Source organism: Nocardia sp. NPDC059195 (assembly GCF_042754695.1).
Classification (GTDB): Bacteria; Actinomycetota; Actinomycetes; order Mycobacteriales; family Mycobacteriaceae; genus Nocardia.
Genome location: NZ_JBHZBG010000004.1, coordinates 261,299 through 281,205 on the forward strand (window position 1 = coordinate 261,299; position 19,907 = coordinate 281,205).

Sequence of the window (19,907 nt, forward strand, 5' to 3'; positions counted from 1 at the left end):
CTCAGATTCGGCGCATCACCGACACGACACGGCCCAGGATGACTGCTTCGTCGCCGTCGATCACGGAGTAGGCGGGGTTGCGTGGTTCGAGTTGGACGTGGCCGTTGCGGCGGCGGTACACCTTGACCGTGGCTTCCTCGCCGATCATGGCGGCGACGATATCGCCGGAGTTGGCTTCGCGCTGACTGCGGACCACGACGAGGTCGCCGTCGCAGATCGCGGCGTCGATCATCGAGTCACCACGCACCCGCAGGCCGAAAACCTCACCGCGCCCGACCAGTTCACGCGGCAGGGTCATGACGTCGTCGGGGTTGTGCTCGGCCAGGATCGGGGTGCCCGCGGCGATGTCGCCGACGACGGGCACCGACACCGAGGCGTCGGAATCGGCGGCGGGGGCGCCACGCAGGAACAGGCGCACGTCTATGGGGCGGGTCATGGTGGCGGCGCGACGCAGGAAACCGTCCTCCTCCAACGCCTTCAGGTGTTGGGAGACCGTGGATGTGGAGCGCAGGCCCACCGCGTCGGCGATCTCCCGTGTGCTCGGCGAGTAGCCGTTGGCGAGCACCGAATCCCTGATCACGGCGAGGATGTGTTGCCTGCGGGGAGGCAGGTTCGCGGCGTCGAGGTGGTCGAAGTCGTCGTATCCGGTCATCGGGGAATCGTAGATCCCCATGCGATCACCACTTCAGTGCAGGTTCCTCGCGAAACAATTCGACAGCGGCAGGACGTGATAGGGCGCGAACAGCGGAATCCGGTGATAGCCACTGCGCTCGTAGAAGCGCACCGCGTCGGGCTGCAGATGGCCGGTCTGCAGGATGATCCGGGGCTGACCGGCCGCGCGGACAGACGCTTCGGCGGCTTGCAGCAGCGCGGTCGCGGTTCCGGTGCCCCGGTAGGAGAGGCGGACGAACATCCGCTTGAGTTCGAGGTCACCGGCGTTCCAGCGCAACGCGACGTGGCCGACGGGCTCGGCGCCCGAGTACGCGACGAATGTTCGGTGCACGGTCTCAGAATCGACCGACATGGGCGCGGGGCCGCGCAGTGTGAGCTCGAGGTGCGCGTAGCGGGGACCGACCTCCGCCGACATCTCCGCGCGCAGCAGCTCGGCATCCGGGTCGTCCCACTCGACCACGAGTACTCGCGGCGAAAGGTCGGTCTGTGGAGAAGTGTTGCCAGCCATGACTACCACGGTAGGCACCGGATCATCGCCACCGGACTGATTGCCCTCAGCGAGATTCTGAACCGGCACCGATCAGACACATCCGCCCGGCAACACCGCGACGCCGAGTGCGCCGATACCGAGGTGTACACCGAGTGCGGGGCCGAACTCGGCGACGTAAAGTTCTTGAACCTCCGGCAGCTGCTCACGCAGTTGCGCCGCGATGTTCTCGGCGGCCTCGGGTGCACCGAGGTGCTGGATGCCGAGGGCCGCGCCGTCGGACGCGGCCGCGTCGACCGCGGCGGCAACCAGCTTGGCGTAGGCGCGCGATCTGGTTCGCACCTTCTCGCGCATTTCGAGCTTGCCCTCCACCAGTTGCAGCAGGGGCTTCGTCACCAGTTCGCTGCCGAAGAATGCGGCGGCGCTGCTGAGCCTGCCGCCCTTGCGGAGTTGCTCGGTACGGTTGACCAGGATGAACGTGCGAGAACGGGTCGCGGCCGACACCGCGCACTCGTAGACGTCGTCCAGCGGTTCACCGGCCGTCGCCCTGCGCGCGGCGGCCAACACCGGCAGACCGGTGGCAAGACCGGCGCCGAGCGAATCGACCACGCGCACTCGATCTTCGGCGCCCATGTCGCGCACCGCCTGGCGACCCGATTCCCAGGTCGCCGACAACCGGCGCGACAAGTGCACCGCGACAACGCCGGCACCATCGCTGTGGCTCAACGCGCGTTCGTAGGCTTCGCGCAGTTCGCCGGGCGAAGCGGCCGAGGTGGTGACCGAGTCCGCCGTGTAATCGATCTCGATCGGGTCGATGCCATCCCGGATCTCACGCTCACCGACGAGCACATGCAACGGCACCACTTCGATACCGAGCTCGGCGACCAGATCGGCGGACAACCCCGCCGCCGAATCGGTGACCACCACAACGGCCACGGACTACCGGACCTCCTGCAGCGCCTTGGTCATCGCCGTCGCCACTGCCGCGTGCCCAGCCCAGCCCCAGTGGATGCCATCCGGGTTCGCGGACCCCGACTCGATGTCGTCACGGACGGCCTCACCGAGGTCGACGAGCGGCACCGAGGTGCGACCGGACCACGCCTGCAAGGCCTTGACCGCCCGTGCCCGACCCCGGTGCACCCGCCCGTAGGCATCGCACTTGTGCACCGACGGCAGCACCGCCACGACGGGCAGCTCAGGACGCAGATGGTTCAACGCGGTACGCGACTGTTCCAGGTAGTCCACGCTCACCCGCGGCGGAAGGGCAACCGGGCGACCGAGTTTCGACAGCTTCGGCTGCAACCAGTTGTAGGACGCGCGCACGCCACGGCGCAAACGCGGCGGACGGATGTAGCGGATCATCTCCCGCAGCGCGGTGGGCAGCGGGGACGGCAGAGTGTCCATGCCGCCGACGGCGAACACGACCGCTCCGGCGCGTGGCACCGCGGCCCACACCCGAGGATCACCGATCAGTGCCCAGTACGCATCGCGGCAGGTCCAGCCGATCCGCGCGATCAGCTCGACATCCCAATCCAGCTCCGCGGCGACCATATTCGGCCAGATCCGCGGATCGTCGGCAGGCAGCCCGCCCTTCGGCCCGTAGTAGGCGAGCGAGTCGGCGATCACGAGCAGCACTGGACGCGGCGCGGCAGACTCCACCGGCCTGGGCGACACGGCTTCCTCAACGAGCAGCGAACCGGCTGGCTTCGCAACGACCGATTCGCCATGCGAGGCAGCAGGGTTCGCGGCCGCCTCGACTGCGAGATCCGCGTCAGTGGCAGGCGAAGATGCCGGCAAGCTGTCCGCGGTATCGAGGTCCACGCCGGGGAGTGCGGCGGGAGGATCGGCCTGCGCATCAGCAGATCCGGTTTCGGCGGCGGCCGTCACCTCAGCCGAAGAAACTTCGGACGAGGTAGTGGCGTCGGACTGAACCGGACCAGTCGCATCCGGTCGGAGTGGTTGCAGCGCAGCCAGATCCGTCGGTCCGGCGGTATCCGCGATCGACTCGACGACTGCCGGGTCATCGACGGATTGCTCCGCGGACAGTTCGCTGCCGGAGACCGCATCCGCATCCGCCGTAGCGAATTCCGCAGTGGACTCGACGGTATCAGCCTGTACCGCACCGGAATCCGCATCGACGAGTTCGTCTGTCGAACCGTCATCTGCGGCAACGTCCACCGATGCCGTGACACCGGAAGTCTCGCTGTCGGCTTCCTGCACAGCAGAACTGGATGCGACGTCGACAGCGTCGTGTGCACCCTCGGCATTGTCACCGATCGAGGTCACCGCACTATCGCCGTCGATACTGCCGTCCGGGGAAACATCGGCGGCCGAGGAGTCGGAATCCGCTGTCCCCGAGCCGGACTCGACGGCGCCTGCCGCCGAGTCGACCGGCTCGGGCTCAGCGACGACCGGCGCGGGAAGCGGGCCGAACAGGGCATCGGGCAGCGATCGTGCGCTGCGCGCGGTGACCTGCTTGAAGAGTTCGTCCGGTACCGAACGGATCGGCTCCTCGCGCTCTGCGCGCGCGGGCCGAGCGGGTGGCGGGCCGAATAGCGCGTCCGGCAACTGCCGTCCGGCTTTCGCCGTCACCTGCTGGAACATCTCATCAGGTACTGATCGGTCGGGCTCTTCATTGGACATCGGGAGCTACCTTCGCCGCTGCGTTCCACACATCGAGGCGCCAGCCGGGTCGGTCGATATCCGGGCCGTGACTGGAAAGCTGCACCCAGCTGGTATTGGCCAGCCCGCCGAGGGCAGGCCAGTTCTCCGGTGGCAGTTCCAGCAACGCGGCCGTCAGAGCAGCGATCAACCCGCCGTGCGCAACCAGGATGATAGTCCGACCGGGCCAATCCTGCCGCTCGTTGTACAGTTCGCGCACCACGGGCAGCGCACGCGCGCCGACCTCGAGCTTGCTCTCGCCACCGGGCGGTGTGTAGGTGGCGTCGAGACGCCACTGCACCCGAGCGCCGGGGTAGTCGGCGTCGACTTCGAGGTGGGTCAGGCCCTCCCAGTCACCCAGGTTGGTCTCGCGCAGCCGCGGATCGGTGATGACAGGCAGATCGGTGATGTCACCGAGCGCCTGCGCGGTTTCCTTGGCGCGACGCAGATCGGAGGCGTGGATCGCGATGGAGTTGCGTGAACCCAGTTCGCGCGCAGCCTCTTTGGCCTGCTGGCGACCGAGTTCGGTGAGATCGGTGTCGATCTGGCCCTGCATCCGGTCGGCCGCGTTCCATTCGGTCTGCCCGTGCCGCAACAGGATCAGGTTGCGCACATGGGCGTACTTACTCACTCGTTGATTCCCTCTACCTGCGCGTCGTCGTCCGCGGCCGGAGTCGGGAGTGCGGCGATGCCCTCGACGGGAACCGCCGGGCAGTCACGCCACAGGCGCTCGAGTGCGTAGAAATTGCGCTCGTCGTTGTGCTGGACGTGCACGACGATGTCGACGTAGTCGAGCAGCGCCCAGCGACCCTCACGGGTGCCTTCGCGACGGACCGGCTTGTGGCCGGCTTCGCGCAGCTTGTCCTCGATGTTGTCGACGATCGCGTTGACCTGGCGCTCGTTGGGCGCCGACGCGATCACGAAACAGTCGGTGATCACCAACTGCTCGGACACGTCGAGCACGACGACATCGGTGGCGAGCTTGTCGTCGGCCGCGAGTGCGGCGACCGTGGCCATCTCGATCGCTTCGGTTGAGGCACTCATGCCATCTCCTTCTGCAGGGTCAGACCCTCGCTCATGTGACTCAACGTCAGCTACCTTCCGTTCCTGCGGGCACGTAGAGGTGCCGCTTCGATATGTACTGCACCACGCCGTCGGGGACGAGATACCAGACCGGCCGACCCTCCGCGGCGCGGCGGCGGCATTCGCTCGACGAGATGGCCAGTGCGGGGATCTCGACCATCGTCACGGCGTCGGCGGGAAGGTCCCGCAGATGCTCCTCGAGATGATCGGTGTTCAGTTCGTAACCCGGTCGGCTCACCCCGACGAACTTCGCCAGTTCGAACAGTTCGGTCCAATCCTGCCATGTCAGGATGTTGGCCAGCGCGTCCGCACCGGTGATGAAGTACAGCTCCGCGTCGGGGTGCGCGTTTTGCATCTCGCGCAGGGTATCCACGGTGTAGGTGACCTTGTTGCGTTCGATGTCGGCCCGGCTGACAGAGAACCTCGGGTTGGATGCGGTGGCGATGACTGTCATCAGGTAGCGATCCTCGGCGGGGCTGACCTGCTTGTTGACCTTCTGCCACGGCTGGCCGGTAGGTACGAAGATCACTTCGTCGAGCTCGAACCGGTTCGCGACCTCGCTCGCCGCGACCAGGTGGCCGTGGTGGATCGGGTCGAAGGTGCCGCCCATTACACCGAGCTTGCGACGCGGCCGAGCTGTTTCGTGCATGAGGTCTGAGCTTAATCCGGCCGACGGGACCGGGGCGGACCGGACTACTCCGGGGCATCGCGGCGCTCGCGAGATCCCGACGCCTGCGCGCACATCTGGGCGAACTGGGCACGGGTGCGTTTCAGCTCTTCGACGAGGTGCGCGGCCGGGTCGGCGGCGACCCGGCGATTCAGTTCGATCAGCAACACGTCGATCGTCACCCACCACGGCCCGCGCACGCGCCCCCGGGGTCCGCGCAGTTGCAGCCAGGCGGCGGCGCGCAGGCAGCGGGCCCGCGGCACGATCTTGTCCTGTTCGCCCCACAGCCCCGCGGCACGCAGGTAGCCGCCGAGCGCCTCGGACTCCTGCCCACAGCACTCACGAGCAACGGCCTCCGACCACACCAGATCGGCATGGCGGCGCCGCTGCTCGGGCGAACCGGCGATCAGCCGCGCCGCCTCGGCGAACTGCCACGCGGCCTGGCGGTAGCGACCGAGGTGGTTCAGCGATTCGGCGAACTGGGCGCGCACCAGCGCGAGCTCACCGGGTGGGTAGCCGACGGCGCCGCTCAGCAGGGTCCGGTCGAACGCCACCACCGCCTCTGCGTGCTTGCCGGCCCGATGCCAGGCACGACCGGCGACCAGCCACAGGTGTACCGAGTCGGCCTGGGAGATCGGGCGCCAACAAGCCGCGGCCGAGGCGGCGGCGCGAGCCACATCACGGTCGCGGCCCGGCTGGGCGGCGACGGCGGTGACCAGCTGGGTACGCATCGCGGCGAGTTCTCGCCCACCCAGTTCACCGGCGCCGACGACAAGCGCCCTACGCAGCTGTTCCTCCGCCGCCGCGGGGGCGTCGGCCAGGCGCGCGGCGGCGATCCCGGCCAGGCGCCGTGCCGCACGGGCCCCTGCACCCGGCGCAAGATGCCGAGCCGCGACACCGAGCGGGCTCGCCGTGCCCGGCTCGGCAACGGTGCCCTGCCCCGAACCCGTCGCGGGTTGCGGGGAGCCTCCTTCGGCTACGGCCGTGCCCGACCCGGCGATGGGTCGATCTCCCGAACCTTCAGCGGGACCGCCCGGAATGATGGGTTCGACGCGGGGGCGATCGTTGTCGTTCGCGAACGGATCGGTCACCGAGCGGACCGCGCCCACCGACCGAGCACGTAGCCCGACCGCACCATCCCTACGTCCGATATCCGTCGATCGGATCGCTCGTCGTCGCGCGACGCCCCTGCCAGCATGGGCGTGATCTTGGTTGCCGTGCCATGTGAGGCGCTTAACGTCGGCTGAAGTGCTCAGGCAGTGGGGCGCTTCGACTTCGGGAGTTTGGCGACGACCGCGTCGTAGGATGCGTCGATCAGTTCGCGTAGTTCGTCGTCGGGCACCGCGCCGCTTACGCGGATGCTGTTCCAGCCGTAGCGGCCGATGTAGGGCGACACGGTGACATCGTCGGGGTAGATGTTGACCAGTTCATCGGCTTCGGTGCGGTCGCGACCGCATTTGAGGCTGATCGACGTGCCGGCACCGAGGAACGCGAACACTTTGTCGCCGACCTTGGCGACGGTGTCGCCCTCCCACGGCTCGTCTTCCCAAGCGCCCGGTTTGGCCAGACAGTAGGCCGAGACGTCAACACTCATCGTCAGCTCCTTCAGACGGGCAACAACCTGGAGACCACCTCGGTCAGCTGCCGAGCTGATCGGCATTCGTGCATCTCGATCACCGAACCGTAGTCGCGAGCCGCTGAATCGCCTGTCCCCCAAAGGTTTTTGGGTTCGGGATTCAGCCAGTGCGCGTGCCGGGCGGTGCCGACCAGTTCGCGCAGGGTGTCCAGTTGTGGGTTGCGATAGTTGGTGCGACCGTCACCGAGGACCAGTAGCGAGCTGCGACTGGTGACGGCTTCGCCGAAGTTCTCGGCGAAACTGGTCAGCGCGTAACCGTAGTCGGAGTGCCCGTCGGCGTCGATGATGCGCGATTCGGTGAAGATCCGGGTCATCACGTCGTCGAGGCCCGCGTATGGCTCGAAGAACCCGGTGACCTCGTCGGTGCGGTCGACGAACGCGAAGATCCGCACCCGCGAGAACTGCTCACGCAGTGCGCTCACCAGCAACAGCGTGAAGTTGCTGAACCCGGCCACCGAGCCCGAGATATCGCACAGCAGTACCAGTTCCGGCCGGCCGGGACGAGGTTTGCGGTTCACCAGGTCGATCGGCACCCCACCGGTCGACATCGACGCGCGCAGGGTTTTACGCAGATCGATCTCGCCGCGCCGAGCCCGTTTGCGCCGCACCGCCAGCCGAGAGGCCAGGATCCGGGCCAATCGCTGGGTACCGCGCCGCAGTTCGGTGAGCTCGCGTTCGGAGGCGCGTAAGAAGTCGGCGTCCTCGGCCTGACGGGCGACACCGTAGGTCGCGACGCGTTCGCGCCCGATCTGTTCGGCCACGCGCCGGTTGGTCTCGGCTTCCACACTCGCCCGGAACCCCGCGATGCGTTCCCTGGCGACGCGGCGGGCGACCTCGGTGTCTCGCTCGCTCGCGTCGGGGGGCAAGGCGAGGCCGGCGAGCACCTTGGCCAGCAACGACTGGGGCGCAAGATCTTTGAGCGCCTGGTACGCGGAGAACGACGGCCCGCGCGCGGACTGGTACTGCCCGAGTTGCTCGACCACCTGCCCCGCCAGCAATTGCTGTTGGGGGCCGCTGTCCTCGGCGGCGAGCAGTTCGGCGAGTTGCTCGCGTAGGGCAGCCAGGTCGATCTGTCCATCGGGGGTGCGCGGCAGGTCTGGAGTCTCGGCGCTGCGATCACCCACGGCGACGGGGAACCACAGGTCGAACAGTCCGTCGAAGGTGGCGCGGTGGGTGGGCCTGCGCAGCAGCGCACAGGCCAGTCCCTCGCGTACGGCCTCGCGATCGAGCAGGTCGAGCACGGTCAATACCCGCCCGGCGTCGACGGTCTCCGACGGTCCGACCGGCACGCCGCGGGCTCGGAGCGCACCGACGAAACCGGCGACGTGGCCACCGATTCCGTGCGGTGTCGGCGCGGTCATGATCAGGCCAGTTTCAGCTCGGCCAGCGCGCGCTGGTGATCGCTGCGGTGCTTGAGCACCACGCCGAGCGTGGCGCGCACGGTCGCGTCGTCGAGGTCGGCGGCGCCGAGGGCGAGCAAGGTGTTGCCCCAGTCGATCGTTTCGGCGACCGAGGGCAGCTTCTTGAGTTGCATTCCGCGCAGCACGTGCACGACCCGCACCAGTTGCTCGGCCACGGTGCTCGGGAGTTCCGGTACGCGGCTGGCCAGGATGCGGCGCTCGAGGTCTTCGTCGGGGAAGTCCAGGTGCAGATACAGGCAGCGGCGTTTGAGTGCCTCCGACAGTTCCCGGGTGGCGTTCGAGGTGAGCACCACGAACGGCTTGCGGGTGGCGGTGATAGTGCCGAGTTCGGGCACGGTCACCGCGAAATCGCTGAGCACTTCGAGCAGCAGGCCTTCGATCTCGACATCGGCCTTGTCGGTCTCATCGATCAGCAGCACCGTCGGCTCGGAGCGCCGGATGGCGGTGAGCAAGGGGCGCGAGAGCAGGAACTCCTCGGTGAAGACGTCGGCTTTGGTTTCGGCCCAATCGTTTTCACTCGACGCCTGGATCCGCAGGATCTGCTTGGCGTGGTTCCACTCGTAGAGCGCACGGGCCTCGTCAACGCCCTCGTAGCACTGCAGGCGGACCAGTTCGGCGTCGGCGACCTGGGCCACCGCTCGCGAGAGTTCGGTCTTGCCGACACCGGCCGGGCCCTCGATGAGCAGCGGTTTGCCCAACCGATCGGCAAGGAAGACCGAAGTGGCCGTTGCCTTGTCGGCCAGGTAGCCGGTGGTGGCGAGCCGGTCGATGACATCGTCGACCGAGGTGAAGATCGGTTCCTGTACGAGAGTCACGATCACACCGGCCGAGTCTGGCCGTCGCCCCACACGATCCACTTCGTGGAGGTGAGTTCGGGCAGTGCCATCGGGCCGCGGGCATGCAGCTTCTGAGTGGAGATGCCGATCTCGGCGCCGAAGCCGAACTGCTCACCGTCGGTGAACGCGGTGGACGCGTTCACCATCACCGCGGCGGCGTCGACTCGGGCGGTGAACTCGCGGGCGGCGGCCAGGTCGGCGGTGACGATGGCTTCGGTGTGGCCGGTCCCCCAGGTGTTGATGTGGTCGACGGCGGCATCGAGGTCGTCGACGACCTTCAGCGCGATATCCATGGTGAGGTACTCCTCACCCCAATCGGCATCGGTGGCCGGGACCTGACCGGGCAGATCGCCGTGGATGGTGACGCCCGCGTCTTCGAGTGCCTTGCTCAGGCGAGGCAGCGCGGTCTCCGCGACGGCGGCGTCGATGAGGACGGTCTCGGCGGCGTTGCAGACACTCGGGCGGCGGGTCTTGGCATTGAGCACGATGGCCTCGGCCATGGCCAGGTCGGCGGCCGAGTGCACGTAGACGTGGCAGTTGCCGGTGCCGGTCTCGATGGTCGGCACCTGGGCGTCGCGGACGACAGCGTTGATCAGGCCAGCACCGCCACGCGGGATCACCACGTCGACGAGGCCGCGGGCCTGGATCAGGTGGGTGACGCTGGAGCGGTCGTTGCTCGGCAGCAGCTGCACGGCATCGGCCGGAACACCCTGGGCGACAAGGGCTTCACGCAATACCTCGACCAGTGCGGCATTGGAATTCGCGGCCGAGGACGACCCGCGCAGCAGCGCCGCGTTGCCCGACTTGAGAGCGAGGCCGAACGCGTCGACGGTGACATTGGGCCTGGCCTCGTAGACCATGCCGACCACACCGAGCGGCACGCGCGTCTGGCGGATCTCGAGACCGTTCGGCAGGGTGGAGCCGCGAACGATGACGCCGACCGGGTCGGGCAGGGTGGCGACCTGACGCAGACCCGAGGCGATGCCGTCGATGCGGGCCTTGGTGAGCCGCAGCCGGTCGAGCAGGTTCTCCTCGGTACCGGCGGCCTGCGCGGTCGCGATGTCGGCGGCGTTGGCCGCGAGCACGCGATCGGTGGCGATGAGCAGGGCGTCGGCCGCCGCGTGCAGTGCGTCGTTCTTCTGCGCCGTGGTCAGCTGAGCCAGCACACGGGACGCGACGCGAGCCCTGCGGGCGGCGTCGTGCACCGCTGCGCGGATGTCCAGCTCGGGGGTCACTTCTACCGTCATGGGTATCAGCGTACGCAGTCCGACTCGCGCACTCGACGCCACCCAGCACCCGAAATACGGCTCCGACCGGCGGCGGGACCGAGTTGTCCACAGGTTCGGCGACGCTATCGACGCAGTTGTCCCCAAGGACGCCGACGCAGGGACTGCGTGTGGCGCGCACACCCGCTGACCGGCGCCGTCACCACGCTCTAGGCACGCATCAGCACCTTCGCCCCAGCGAGGATGGCAACCTCTCCGTCACAGCCGCCGACCAGTGCATACACATCCGCTGCCCCCTACTCCCACGGCGGCAAGGGATGCCCGAACCGATGGCGCCCTCGCCGCTAGATTCAGCGTTATGGACCGCACCGATTCGCCCACCGTCGTCGTCCTCGGCAGCGTCAATATGGACCTGGTCACGACAACCGCGCGCAGGCCCGCACCGGGCGAGACCGTGCTCGGGTCCGAGTTCGCGACAGTCCCCGGCGGGAAGGGTGCGAATCAGGCGATCGCGGCGGCACGCTCAGGCGCGCGGGTGCGGTTTCTCGGCGCGATCGGCGATGACGCGTTCGGGGCCGAACTGACGGCGGCGCTGTCGGACGCGGGCGTCGATACCACCTCGCTGCGCCGGGTCGATGGTGCCAGCGGGATCGCCTCGATCGTCGTCGACGGGGCCGGCGAGAACAGCATCATCGTGGTAGCGGGAGCCAACGGGCGGGTGACGGATCTGTCGACCGCCGAACTCGCAGCGATCGCGGCTGCCGACATCCTGTTGTGCCAGTTGGAGATTCCGATCGACACGGTGCTCGCCGCCGCCCGACACGCTCGCACGTCGGGCACGGTCGTCGCCCTGAATCCCTCGCCGGTTCAGTCGTTGCCCACTGAACTGTGGACCGCCGTGGACCTCGCGATTGTGAATTCCTTGGAATCCGAACAGTATTCGGCCGAACTGACCGAGGTCACCCACGTGGTGCGCACGCTCGGCGGGGACGGGGCGGTGTATCGCGGCCAGGACGGGACCGAGCTCTCCGTCGCGGGACTCGCCGTCGATGTGGTCGACACGACCGGCGCGGGTGACGCATTCACCGGCGCACTGGTCGCAACCTGGAATCAGGGTGCGCCGACCGCACTGAACTGGGCGAATACCGCCGGCGCACTGGCGACCACCCGCCTGGGCGCAAGCTCGTCGATTCCCAGCAGCGCACAGATCGCGGCGGCGATCACCACCGGCTGACCTGCCGGGCGCGGTGAAAATCAGGTGCGCCACATCCGTCCCACCCCTACCGTTGGTCCTTCATCTAGGAGAGGACCGACCATGTTTCCCGTCGAGCTGCGCGGTACGCGAGCGCAGACGCTCATGTGGGCCAACGAGCACGAGATCGAGCAGTCAGCGCTGCGCCAGCTTCGCAATATCGCGAACCTGGAATGGGTGTACGGACTGCGCGTGATGCCCGATGTGCACCTGGGTAAAGGCGCGACGGTGGGTTCGGTCATCGCGATGCGTGATGCGGTCGCGCCCGCAGCGGTCGGCGTCGATATCGGGTGCGGGATGGAGAGCGTGAAGACCGATCTCACCGCCGCCGATCTCCCGGACGACTTGCGCTCGCTGCGCAGCCGGATCGAGCAGGCGGTGCCCGTCGGCTTCCAGGCGCACAAGGATGCCGTGAACGTGACGAAGCTCGGTGCCGAGCTCGCGGGTTCACACGGGCAGGCCGCCTTGCGCGCCAACGGGTGGGAGCGGTTCTGGCGTTCGTTCGGTGAGCTGCATCCCGGGGTTTCCCAGCTGGAGTCCAAGGCGCACAAGCAGATCGGGTCGCTTGGCGGCGGCAATCACTTCATCGAAGTCTGCCTCGACTCCGACGATGCCGTCTGGATTCTGCTGCACTCGGGTTCGCGCAATATCGGCAAGGAACTGGCCGAGCGGCACATGGCGGTGGCGCGTGCGCTGCCGCACAACCAGTCGCTGCCGGATCGGGACCTGGCCGTCTTCGTGTCCGGGACCTCGGAGATGGACGCCTACCGGCGTGATCTCACCTGGGCGCAGGAGTACGCCGCGCGCAATCGCGCGGTGATGCTGTCGCTGGTGTGCCGTGCGGTGCGCGACGAATTCACCGGGCGCGAGGTGCGTTTCGACGAGCCCATTTCCTGCCACCACAACTATGTGGCCGAGGAGATCATCGACGGCGAGCCGATGCTGGTGACCCGTAAGGGTGCGGTGCGGGCCGGATCCGGTGAACTCGCGTTGATTCCGGGGTCGATGGGGACGCGGTCGTATGTGGTGCGGGGCAAGGGGAATCCCGCTTCGTTCCAGTCGGCCTCGCACGGTGCGGGACGGCGGTTGAGCCGGTCGGCCGCCAAACGGCAGTTCACGGTCGCGGATCTGGTCGCGCAGACCGAGGGTGTGGAATCGCGGAAGGACGCGGGGGTGGTCGATGAGATCCCGGCCGCGTACAAGGACATCGATCAGGTGATCGCGGCACAGGCCGATCTGGTCGATGTGGTGGCGACGCTGCGTCAGGTGCTGTGTGTGAAGGGCTGATTCATCGTCGGCGCAGGGTGCCCGCCACACCCGCGCCGACGAGCAGCAACCCGACGACGAAGGTGTAGCCGCTGGTGATCCACGCGTGGAGCGCGAGGTGCATTTCATCGGTCATCAGCGGCAGATCACCCACCATCCGCCACGTGCTCTCCGGCGAGACGAAGTAGACAAGGCCGGGCAGCACGCCCCACACCAGTCCGGCCAGGACGGTCGCGACGGGAGTGAACCCGGCCAGCGCGCTCACCAGCAGGAGCAGCAGCGCGCCCACGATGATCTGCAGGGTCGAGCCGAGCCGGTCGGCGGCGTCACCGAGGATGACCCACCGGCTGGTGTCGAGTGCCCCGTGTGCGGCGAGCCCCATCCCGACCGGCGTCACGATCAGCGCGAGAAACGCGCCGATCAGCGTGCGGGAGGTGTTCGAATTCGTCTGGAATTGCGAACCGGGCGGCGTCCACCCGGCAGGCGAGTCGAATCTGTTCGACATAACGCCCCTCCCGCGGTCAGGCAATAGCCCTATTCTCCTCCCCCGCAGGACTATTCGCCGACTGAATGGCCGATCTGGCTGTGCGAGGCGACGCCTGATCTCGCACGAACATGGGTAACTCCACCGGGCACGAGCCAACCGCGCCCCCGACGTTCCCACGGCCGCGCCCCCTGCTCCCTGCGCACCCGAATCCGGCCAGAATCGCGGAGAGGCGGTACCTACCTGTCGGAGGTGTGCGGCACGATAGGCGCATGACCTCACCCGCAGGCAACGATGTGCTCGACCTGACGGACCCTGACCTGCGCGAACGAGCTGAGCAGTTGCTTCGTGAGCTCGCCGGGCCCGACGCGCGGTTGCGGGAGGATCAGTGGATCGCGATCGAAGCGCTGGTGGTGCGGCGCAGGCGGGCGCTGGTGGTGCAGCGGACCGGCTGGGGTAAGTCAGCGGTGTATTTCATCGCGGCCAAGTTGCTGCGCGGGGCGGGGCGTGGACCGACGGTGATCGTGTCGCCGCTGCTGGCGTTGATGCGCAACCAGGTGGCGGCCGCCGAGCGCGCCGGGGTGGTGGCGGCCACGATCAACTCGGGCAATGTCACCGAGTGGGACGAGATCCATCAGCGGGTGGCCGACGGTGCGGTCGACGTGCTGCTGGTGAGCCCGGAACGGTTGAACAACCCCGACTTCCGCGATCAGGTACTGCCGCGTCTGGCTGCCGACGCCGGGCTCGTCGTCATCGACGAAGCGCACTGCGTGTCGGACTGGGGCCACGACTTCCGGCCCGATTACCGCCGCATCCGAACGCTGATCGCCGACCTCGGGTCGGAGGTGCCGGTCCTGGCGACCACCGCGACCGCCAACGACCGGGTGGTCACCGATGTGGCCGGGCAGATCGGCACCGACACGCTGGTGTTGCGCGGCACGCTGGATCGCGAGTCGCTGCACCTTTCGGTGGTGCGGTTCGACGACGCGGTGCAGCGCACGGCGTGGCTGGGCGAACAGCTACATCGGATGCCGGGCTCGGGCATCATCTACTGCCTCACGGTCGCCGCGGCCAACGATCTGGCCGACCTGCTGAATTCGCACGGCCACACCGTCGCCGCCTACACCGGCCAAACCGACCCCGCCGAACGCGAGGTGCTCGAGGCCGCGCTGCTGAACAACGAGGTCAAGGCGTTGATCGCGACGTCGGCGCTCGGTATGGGCTTCGACAAGCCGGATCTCGGTTTCGTTGTGCACGTCGGGGCTCCGTCCTCGCCGATCGCGTACTACCAGCAGGTCGGTCGTGCGGGCCGCGGCACCGAGCGCGCCGAGGTTGTCCTGCTGCCGGGCCCCGAGGACGCGCGGATCTGGAGCTACTTCGCGTCCGTCGCCTTCCCGCGTGAGCACATCGTGCGCTCGGTGCTCGCCGCGTTGGATACCGACCGGGCGATGTCGACGGTGGCGCTCGAACCGCTCGTCGAGCTGAACCGATCGCGGCTCGAGATGGTGCTGAAGGTGCTCGATGTCGACGGTGCCGTGCGGCGGGTGCGCGGCGGGTGGCTCTCGACCGGCCAGGACTGGGCCTACGACACCGAACGCTACGAGGGCTTGGCCGCGGCACGCGACGCCGAACAACAAGCGATGATCGACTATCAGTCGACGTCGACGTGCCGGATGACCTTCCTGCGCCGCCAACTCGACGACCCAGGCATGGCCGGGCTGGCAACAGCCGACCTCGATTGCGGCCGCTGCGACAACTGCACCGGCACCCGCCCCGACACCACCGTCGACGACGCCGCGATCGCCGCAACCCGGGCCCGCCTCGACCGCCCCGGCCTCGACCTCGCCCCCCGCAAACAGTGGCCGAGCGGCATGGCGAAGCTGGGAATCCCGTTGTCGGGCAAGATCTCCGGCGGTGCCGAGACCGGTCGCGTACTGGGTCGACTCACCGACCTCAGCTGGGGCATGCGTTTGCGCACCCTGCTCGACGCCCCCGACGCACCGGTACCCGACGCGGTCTTCGACGCCTGCATCGCTGTGCTCCGCGACTGGACCTGGACCACCCGCCCCACCTCGGTGCTCGCCCTCGAATCCCCCCGCTACCCCCAGCTCACCTCCAGCCTCGCCGCACGCCTGGCCCAGATCGGCAGACTCGACAACCTCGGCACCCTCCACACCAGACCCGACCGCCCCCCGGTCTCCGCGGCCAACTCCGCCCACCGAGTGGCCGGACTGTTCGACTCCTGGGAGATCCCCGACCTCGCCGCGGTCAACGGCCCGATCCTGCTAGTCGACACCCTCACCGACACCGGCTGGACCATGACCGTCGCCGCCCACGCCCTCCGCACCAGCGGCGCCGACGCAATCCTCCCTTTCGCCCTGGCCACCCCCACCTAACCGCCCCACCCAGCCACACCGCACCCCGAAGACCAGAGCTCTACCGCACTCCCAGCCTCACCACCCACCCCGAAGTCCGCAGTGCCCTACCGCACTCCCAGCCCCACCACACACCCCGAAGCCCGCAGCCCTACCGCACTCCCAGCCCCACCACACACCCCGAAGCCCGCAGCCCTACCGCACTCCCAGCCCCACCGTGCACCCCAGGTCCGCCATGACCGCACTCCCAACCCCGCACCCGCGACCCATAGGGAGCGGCGGCCACGAAGTGGCCGGTCCGCGGCCGGGTCGCCGGTTAGCGCTCGAAAGCGCTGCGCCGAAGGCGCTAGTCTCGAGCGCTAACCGGCGGCCCCTCAGGGCCACGGACACGCGCGCGCCAGCGCGCCAATAAACACAGCGTCAAACCTCCTGGGACTACCAACCCCCCGAATCCCCGACCCACCCCAAAAAACCCAACACGCCGCCCGGATTGTGTGCGCCCTCCACCACCAGTGCTTGAATGCGCCTATGACCAGGACCACATTTGCTCGAACCCTGATGGCCGTTGCCGCGGGCTGTGCGGCCGGATTCACCCTTTTGACCGTTCCCGCCCAGGCGTCGAACGAGAACCCCCTCGACTGCGCCGGCGTCCCCGGCGCCCAGGCCGCGGCCGACCGCGAGAGCGCCATCCGCGGCATCGCCATCACACCGTTGTGCTTCAGCGGCGGCCTCTACAGCGGCGTCCACGCCGGCATCCCACTGGCGGTGTTCAATCCGCTGACCATGCCGGGCACCGCGAGCGTGTGCGTCGCGGAGCGCGAAACCGTTGAGGCGGCAGCGAAATTCGAATGGACCGACCGGGTCCACGTGATGCCGATGTGCATTCAGAATCGGGCGTTCGGCGTCTACGAGCTGTAGTTCCACCCCGAACTGAGCGGTCCGCACGGAGTCGATCCGTGCGGACTTTTTTTGCCTCTTGCTCTATACGTATACATCTACTTATAGTGAGTCGGACGGAACGCACACAGTCACCGCACAACTGAACACAGACCCACGACGACGGCCCGAAACGAGGGGCACGCCGCTCGTACACCCATGCCCATATGCGCACTGCCTTATCGAATCGGAGCGATCGATGTCCACCGAACCCCTCCCCACGCACGACACCGACCTGGTTGCCGTTGACACCACCAAGCCAACCAGCCCCGACGCCGACGGCTTCGCCCCGATCACCGTCAAGGTCGGCCCCGGCGGCGGCCGCACCCAGCGCTTCACCGGCCGACAGGTCGGCGAATCGCGCCGGGCAACCCGCAAGGCCATCGAGACCGTCCGGGTCTACCTCACCCGCAAGGGCAACTTCCTGGTGCACAAGCAGACCGCCGCGTGGTCGGACTACAACGAGCTCGGCGACTGGACCGAGGACTGGAAGAACTGGCGCTCGATCCTCGGCAAGAGCGAGCAGAGCTGGGGCGACTACACCACCGAGGTGGTCGATTCGCTCGACGCACTGCGCCCACTGGTCTCGCCGAAGGTCCACCTGATGGTCGTCGACCGCGTCCAGCACCCGCGCAACCACGACCTCGACGTCTGACCCGCCAGGCCAGGAAAGGACCTACCACTATGTTCGCCGGACTGGGACGCGTCGTCGTCCACCATCCTTGGAAAGTGATCGGCCTGTGGGTGCTCGCGATCGTCGCCGTGTTGGCGACGGCACCGACGCTCACCGCGACGACCGATCAATCCGAGTTCCTGCCTTCGCATTACGAGTCGATCCAGGCGATGAAGTTGCAGGAGCGGGCATTTCCGCAGCATGCCGCACCCGCCGCCCTCATCGTGGTGGTCCGCGCGGACGGCGCGGCGCTGACCGACGCAGATTCGACGGCGGTCAGCGCGGCCGCCGCGGCACTGACCGCACGCAACATCAAGGGCGTCACCGGCATTCAGGTGACGCCACCGTCGGACAACCGTCTGGTCCAGGTCATCGCGGTGCAGATGACCAAACTGACCGACGCCGCCGACAAGACCCAAGGCGAGGCGGTGAAGAGCCTGCGCGAGCAGCTGACGGAACAGGTGCGTGACTCCGGGCTGAAGGCAGGCATCACCGGCACGGCGGCACAGACCCTCGATCAGACCGAAGAGGGTGAGAAGGGTATGGCGATCATCGGCATCGCGACGATCATCTTGATCTTGGTGCTGCTGCTGATCATCTTCCGCAGCCCGGTGATCGCCTTGCTGCCGGTGATCACCATCGGTGCGATCTCGAGCACCGTCAGCGGCCTGATCGCGATGGCCGCCAAGGCATTCGACCTCGATATCGACACCTCGATCAGCGCGATCCTGCTGGTGGTGCTGTTCGGTGTCGGCACCGACTACATCCTGTTCCTGATGTTCCGCTACCGGGAACGGCTGCGGGCGGGCGATGACCCGAAGACCGCGATGGTCAATGCCGTAGCCCGCGTCGGTGAGGCCATCACCTCGGCGGCGGCGGCCGTGATCATCGCGTTCATGGCACTGACACTGTCGAGCCTCGGGATGTTCCGGGCGATGGGTCCGGCGCTGGCGATCGCGGTCGCGGTGGCACTACTGGCCGGTCTCACGCTGGTGCCCGCGATCGTCTCGCTGCTCGGCACCAAGGTGTTCTGGCCGTCGAAGTCTTGGCAGGTCGAGCCGCGGGGTGCCAGATTCGGCGCGATCGGTGCGGCGATGGGCAGGCGGCCCGGCGTGTTCGCTGTCGCTTCCGGCGGCGTGCTGGTGGCCCTCGGGGTGTTCGCGATCGGCTTCAATCCGACCTTCGATCTGAGCTCGGGCTCCACCTCCGACGCCTCCGAGTCGGTGGTCTTCACCACCGAGTTGCTCAAGGGCATGCCCGCGGGCGCGACCCAGCCCTCCGATGTGCTGCTGCACTCGCCCGGCGGGCCGCTCGGCGATGACCAGCTCGCGGCCTACCGAACCGCGTTGACCCAGGTGGCGGGTGTCGGCCAGGTCGGACCCGCGCAGCTGTCGCCGGACCGGACGATCGCGAACTTCCAGGTGACGCTCGCCGACGCACCGGAATCCGACGCCGCGCTCGACACGGTGGCCGGTCCGCTGCGTGCGGTCGCGCATCAGGCGGCGCCCGCGGGGGCCACGGCGGCGGTCGGTGGCATGACCGCGGTGTTCGTGGACTTCAAGGACGCGATGAACCACGACTACGCGATCGTATTCCCGGTGGCCGCGATCCTGATCATGCTGGTACTGGCGCTGCTGCTGCGCAGTCTCGTCGCACCCTGGTACCTGATGGCCTCGGTGTTCCTCGGCTTCGCCGCGACCCTCGGCGCGACGGTGCTGGTGTTCCAGCAGATCCAGGGGGAGAACGGCCTGATCTTCACGCTGCCGGTGATCATGTACTTGTTCGTCGTCGCGTTGGGTACCGACTACAACATCCTGATGGTCGCCCGCTTGCGGGAAGAAGCCCGCGAGGGGCACACACCACGGGAAGCGGCGGCGCTGGCCGTGCGACACACGGGGCCGACGGTGGCCGCTGCCGGTCTCATCCTGGCGGGCACCTTCGCCTCGATGATGTTGGCGGGCAACAGCACTCTGTCGCAGATGGGCTTCGCCATCTCGGTGGGTATCGCGATCGCCGCGTTCGTGATGGCACTGTTCTTCACTCCCGCGGTGACCGCGCTCCTCGGGCGCCGCGCGTGGTGGCCCGGCCACGGTGGTGACAGTGACGAGGACAAGAAGTCGCGCTGGGCAGCGCACTCCTACGCCGAGAGCTACTACACGCCGCCGACGGAGCACAGCCGCTGGTAGCGAACAGACACACAACGACACAGGTCCGCTCCCCGTCGGGAGCGGA

19 protein-coding genes are annotated in these 19,907 nt (G+C 68.0%); 6 read left to right on the forward strand and 13 right to left on the reverse strand.

All coding sequences use genetic code 11. The features are described from left to right. Nucleotide 1: 1 nt before the first annotated feature. The 12 genes from lexA to ACFXKN_RS08350 form a co-directional block, all read right to left on the reverse strand. A complete protein-coding gene (gene lexA, locus ACFXKN_RS08295) occupies nt 2–652 on the reverse strand; it encodes a transcriptional repressor LexA (protein WP_378952982.1) in 651 nt (216 codons plus the stop codon). Nucleotides 653–685: 33 nt separating this feature from the next. Beyond that, entirely contained in the window at nt 686–1,180 is a 495-nt protein-coding gene (locus tag ACFXKN_RS08300; protein ID WP_378952894.1) for a GNAT family N-acetyltransferase, read from the reverse strand. A gap of 72 nt (nt 1,181–1,252) precedes the next feature. After that, nucleotides 1,253–2,095: a DegV family protein gene (locus tag ACFXKN_RS08305; RefSeq protein WP_378952897.1), complete on the reverse strand. Its 843-nt coding sequence runs from the start codon at nt 2,093–2,095 to the stop codon at nt 1,253–1,255. Between the two features lie 3 nt (nt 2,096–2,098). Continuing rightward, nucleotides 2,099–3,802 carry a diglucosylglycerate octanoyltransferase gene (gene octT / locus ACFXKN_RS08310; protein WP_379432789.1) on the reverse strand — a complete coding sequence of 568 codons (1,704 nt, stop codon included), beginning with the start codon at nt 3,800–3,802 and terminating at the stop codon, nt 2,099–2,101. Further along, nucleotides 3,792–4,451 carry a histidine phosphatase family protein gene (locus tag ACFXKN_RS08315; protein ID WP_378952903.1) on the reverse strand — a complete coding sequence of 220 codons (660 nt, stop codon included), beginning with the start codon at nt 4,449–4,451 and terminating at the stop codon, nt 3,792–3,794. Before ACFXKN_RS08315 ends, octT begins: the two co-directional genes overlap by 11 nt. Then, complete coding sequence (gene rsfS, locus ACFXKN_RS08320) at nt 4,448–4,864, reverse strand: ribosome silencing factor (RefSeq protein WP_056821472.1); 417 nt, start codon at nt 4,862–4,864, stop codon at nt 4,448–4,450. The genes ACFXKN_RS08315 and rsfS overlap by 4 nt, the downstream gene beginning before the upstream one ends. A gap of 46 nt (nt 4,865–4,910) precedes the next feature. Then, nucleotides 4,911–5,552 (reverse strand): nicotinate-nucleotide adenylyltransferase, encoded by a 642-nt coding sequence (nadD, locus tag ACFXKN_RS08325; protein ID WP_101463962.1) that lies wholly within the window; start codon nt 5,550–5,552, stop codon nt 4,911–4,913. A gap of 44 nt (nt 5,553–5,596) precedes the next feature. Continuing rightward, nucleotides 5,597–6,661: a hypothetical protein gene (locus tag ACFXKN_RS08330; protein WP_378952906.1), complete on the reverse strand. Its 1,065-nt coding sequence runs from the start codon at nt 6,659–6,661 to the stop codon at nt 5,597–5,599. A 161-nt stretch (nt 6,662–6,822) separates the two neighbouring features. Next, nucleotides 6,823–7,164 (reverse strand): MmcQ/YjbR family DNA-binding protein, encoded by a 342-nt coding sequence (locus ACFXKN_RS08335; RefSeq protein WP_378952909.1) that lies wholly within the window; start codon nt 7,162–7,164, stop codon nt 6,823–6,825. Nucleotides 7,165–7,175: 11 nt separating this feature from the next. Continuing rightward, nucleotides 7,176–8,567, reverse strand: coding sequence for a VWA domain-containing protein (locus tag ACFXKN_RS08340; RefSeq protein ID WP_378952912.1), 1,392 nt, complete (start codon nt 8,565–8,567; stop codon nt 7,176–7,178). A gap of 2 nt (nt 8,568–8,569) precedes the next feature. Then, nucleotides 8,570–9,448: an AAA family ATPase gene (locus ACFXKN_RS08345; protein WP_378952915.1), complete on the reverse strand. Its 879-nt coding sequence runs from the start codon at nt 9,446–9,448 to the stop codon at nt 8,570–8,572. After that, nucleotides 9,445–10,710 (reverse strand): glutamate-5-semialdehyde dehydrogenase, encoded by a 1,266-nt coding sequence (locus ACFXKN_RS08350; protein WP_378952918.1) that lies wholly within the window; start codon nt 10,708–10,710, stop codon nt 9,445–9,447. The genes ACFXKN_RS08345 and ACFXKN_RS08350 overlap by 4 nt, the downstream gene beginning before the upstream one ends. Before the next feature lie 337 nt (nt 10,711–11,047). Here ACFXKN_RS08350 and ACFXKN_RS08355 point away from each other — a divergent pair, with 337 nt between their 5' ends. Both ACFXKN_RS08355 and ACFXKN_RS08360 read left to right on the forward strand, forming a co-directional pair. Continuing rightward, nucleotides 11,048–11,923, forward strand: a complete 876-nt coding sequence (locus ACFXKN_RS08355; protein WP_378952921.1) for a ribokinase — start codon at nt 11,048–11,050, stop codon at nt 11,921–11,923. A gap of 81 nt (nt 11,924–12,004) precedes the next feature. Further along, entirely contained in the window at nt 12,005–13,228 is a 1,224-nt protein-coding gene (locus ACFXKN_RS08360; RefSeq protein ID WP_379432790.1) for an RtcB family protein, read from the forward strand. Between the two features lies 1 nt (nt 13,229). Here the strand turns inward: ACFXKN_RS08360 and ACFXKN_RS08365 are convergent, their stop codons facing one another. After that, a complete protein-coding gene (locus tag ACFXKN_RS08365) occupies nt 13,230–13,712 on the reverse strand; it encodes a hypothetical protein (protein WP_378952927.1) in 483 nt (160 codons plus the stop codon). A 251-nt stretch (nt 13,713–13,963) separates the two neighbouring features. Here ACFXKN_RS08365 and ACFXKN_RS08370 point away from each other — a divergent pair, with 251 nt between their 5' ends. From ACFXKN_RS08370 to ACFXKN_RS08385, 4 genes are all read left to right on the forward strand, one after another. Further along, nucleotides 13,964–16,087: a RecQ family ATP-dependent DNA helicase gene (locus ACFXKN_RS08370; protein ID WP_379432791.1), complete on the forward strand. Its 2,124-nt coding sequence runs from the start codon at nt 13,964–13,966 to the stop codon at nt 16,085–16,087. Nucleotides 16,088–16,624: 537 nt separating this feature from the next. Continuing rightward, nucleotides 16,625–16,984: a hypothetical protein gene (locus tag ACFXKN_RS08375; RefSeq protein WP_378972500.1), complete on the forward strand. Its 360-nt coding sequence runs from the start codon at nt 16,625–16,627 to the stop codon at nt 16,982–16,984. A gap of 217 nt (nt 16,985–17,201) precedes the next feature. Continuing rightward, nucleotides 17,202–17,657 carry an EXLDI protein gene (locus ACFXKN_RS08380; RefSeq protein ID WP_379432792.1) on the forward strand — a complete coding sequence of 152 codons (456 nt, stop codon included), beginning with the start codon at nt 17,202–17,204 and terminating at the stop codon, nt 17,655–17,657. 29 nt (nt 17,658–17,686) lie between these two features. Then, a complete protein-coding gene (locus ACFXKN_RS08385; RefSeq protein WP_379432793.1) occupies nt 17,687–19,861 on the forward strand; it encodes an MMPL family transporter in 2,175 nt (724 codons plus the stop codon). Nucleotides 19,862–19,907 lie beyond the last annotated feature (46 nt).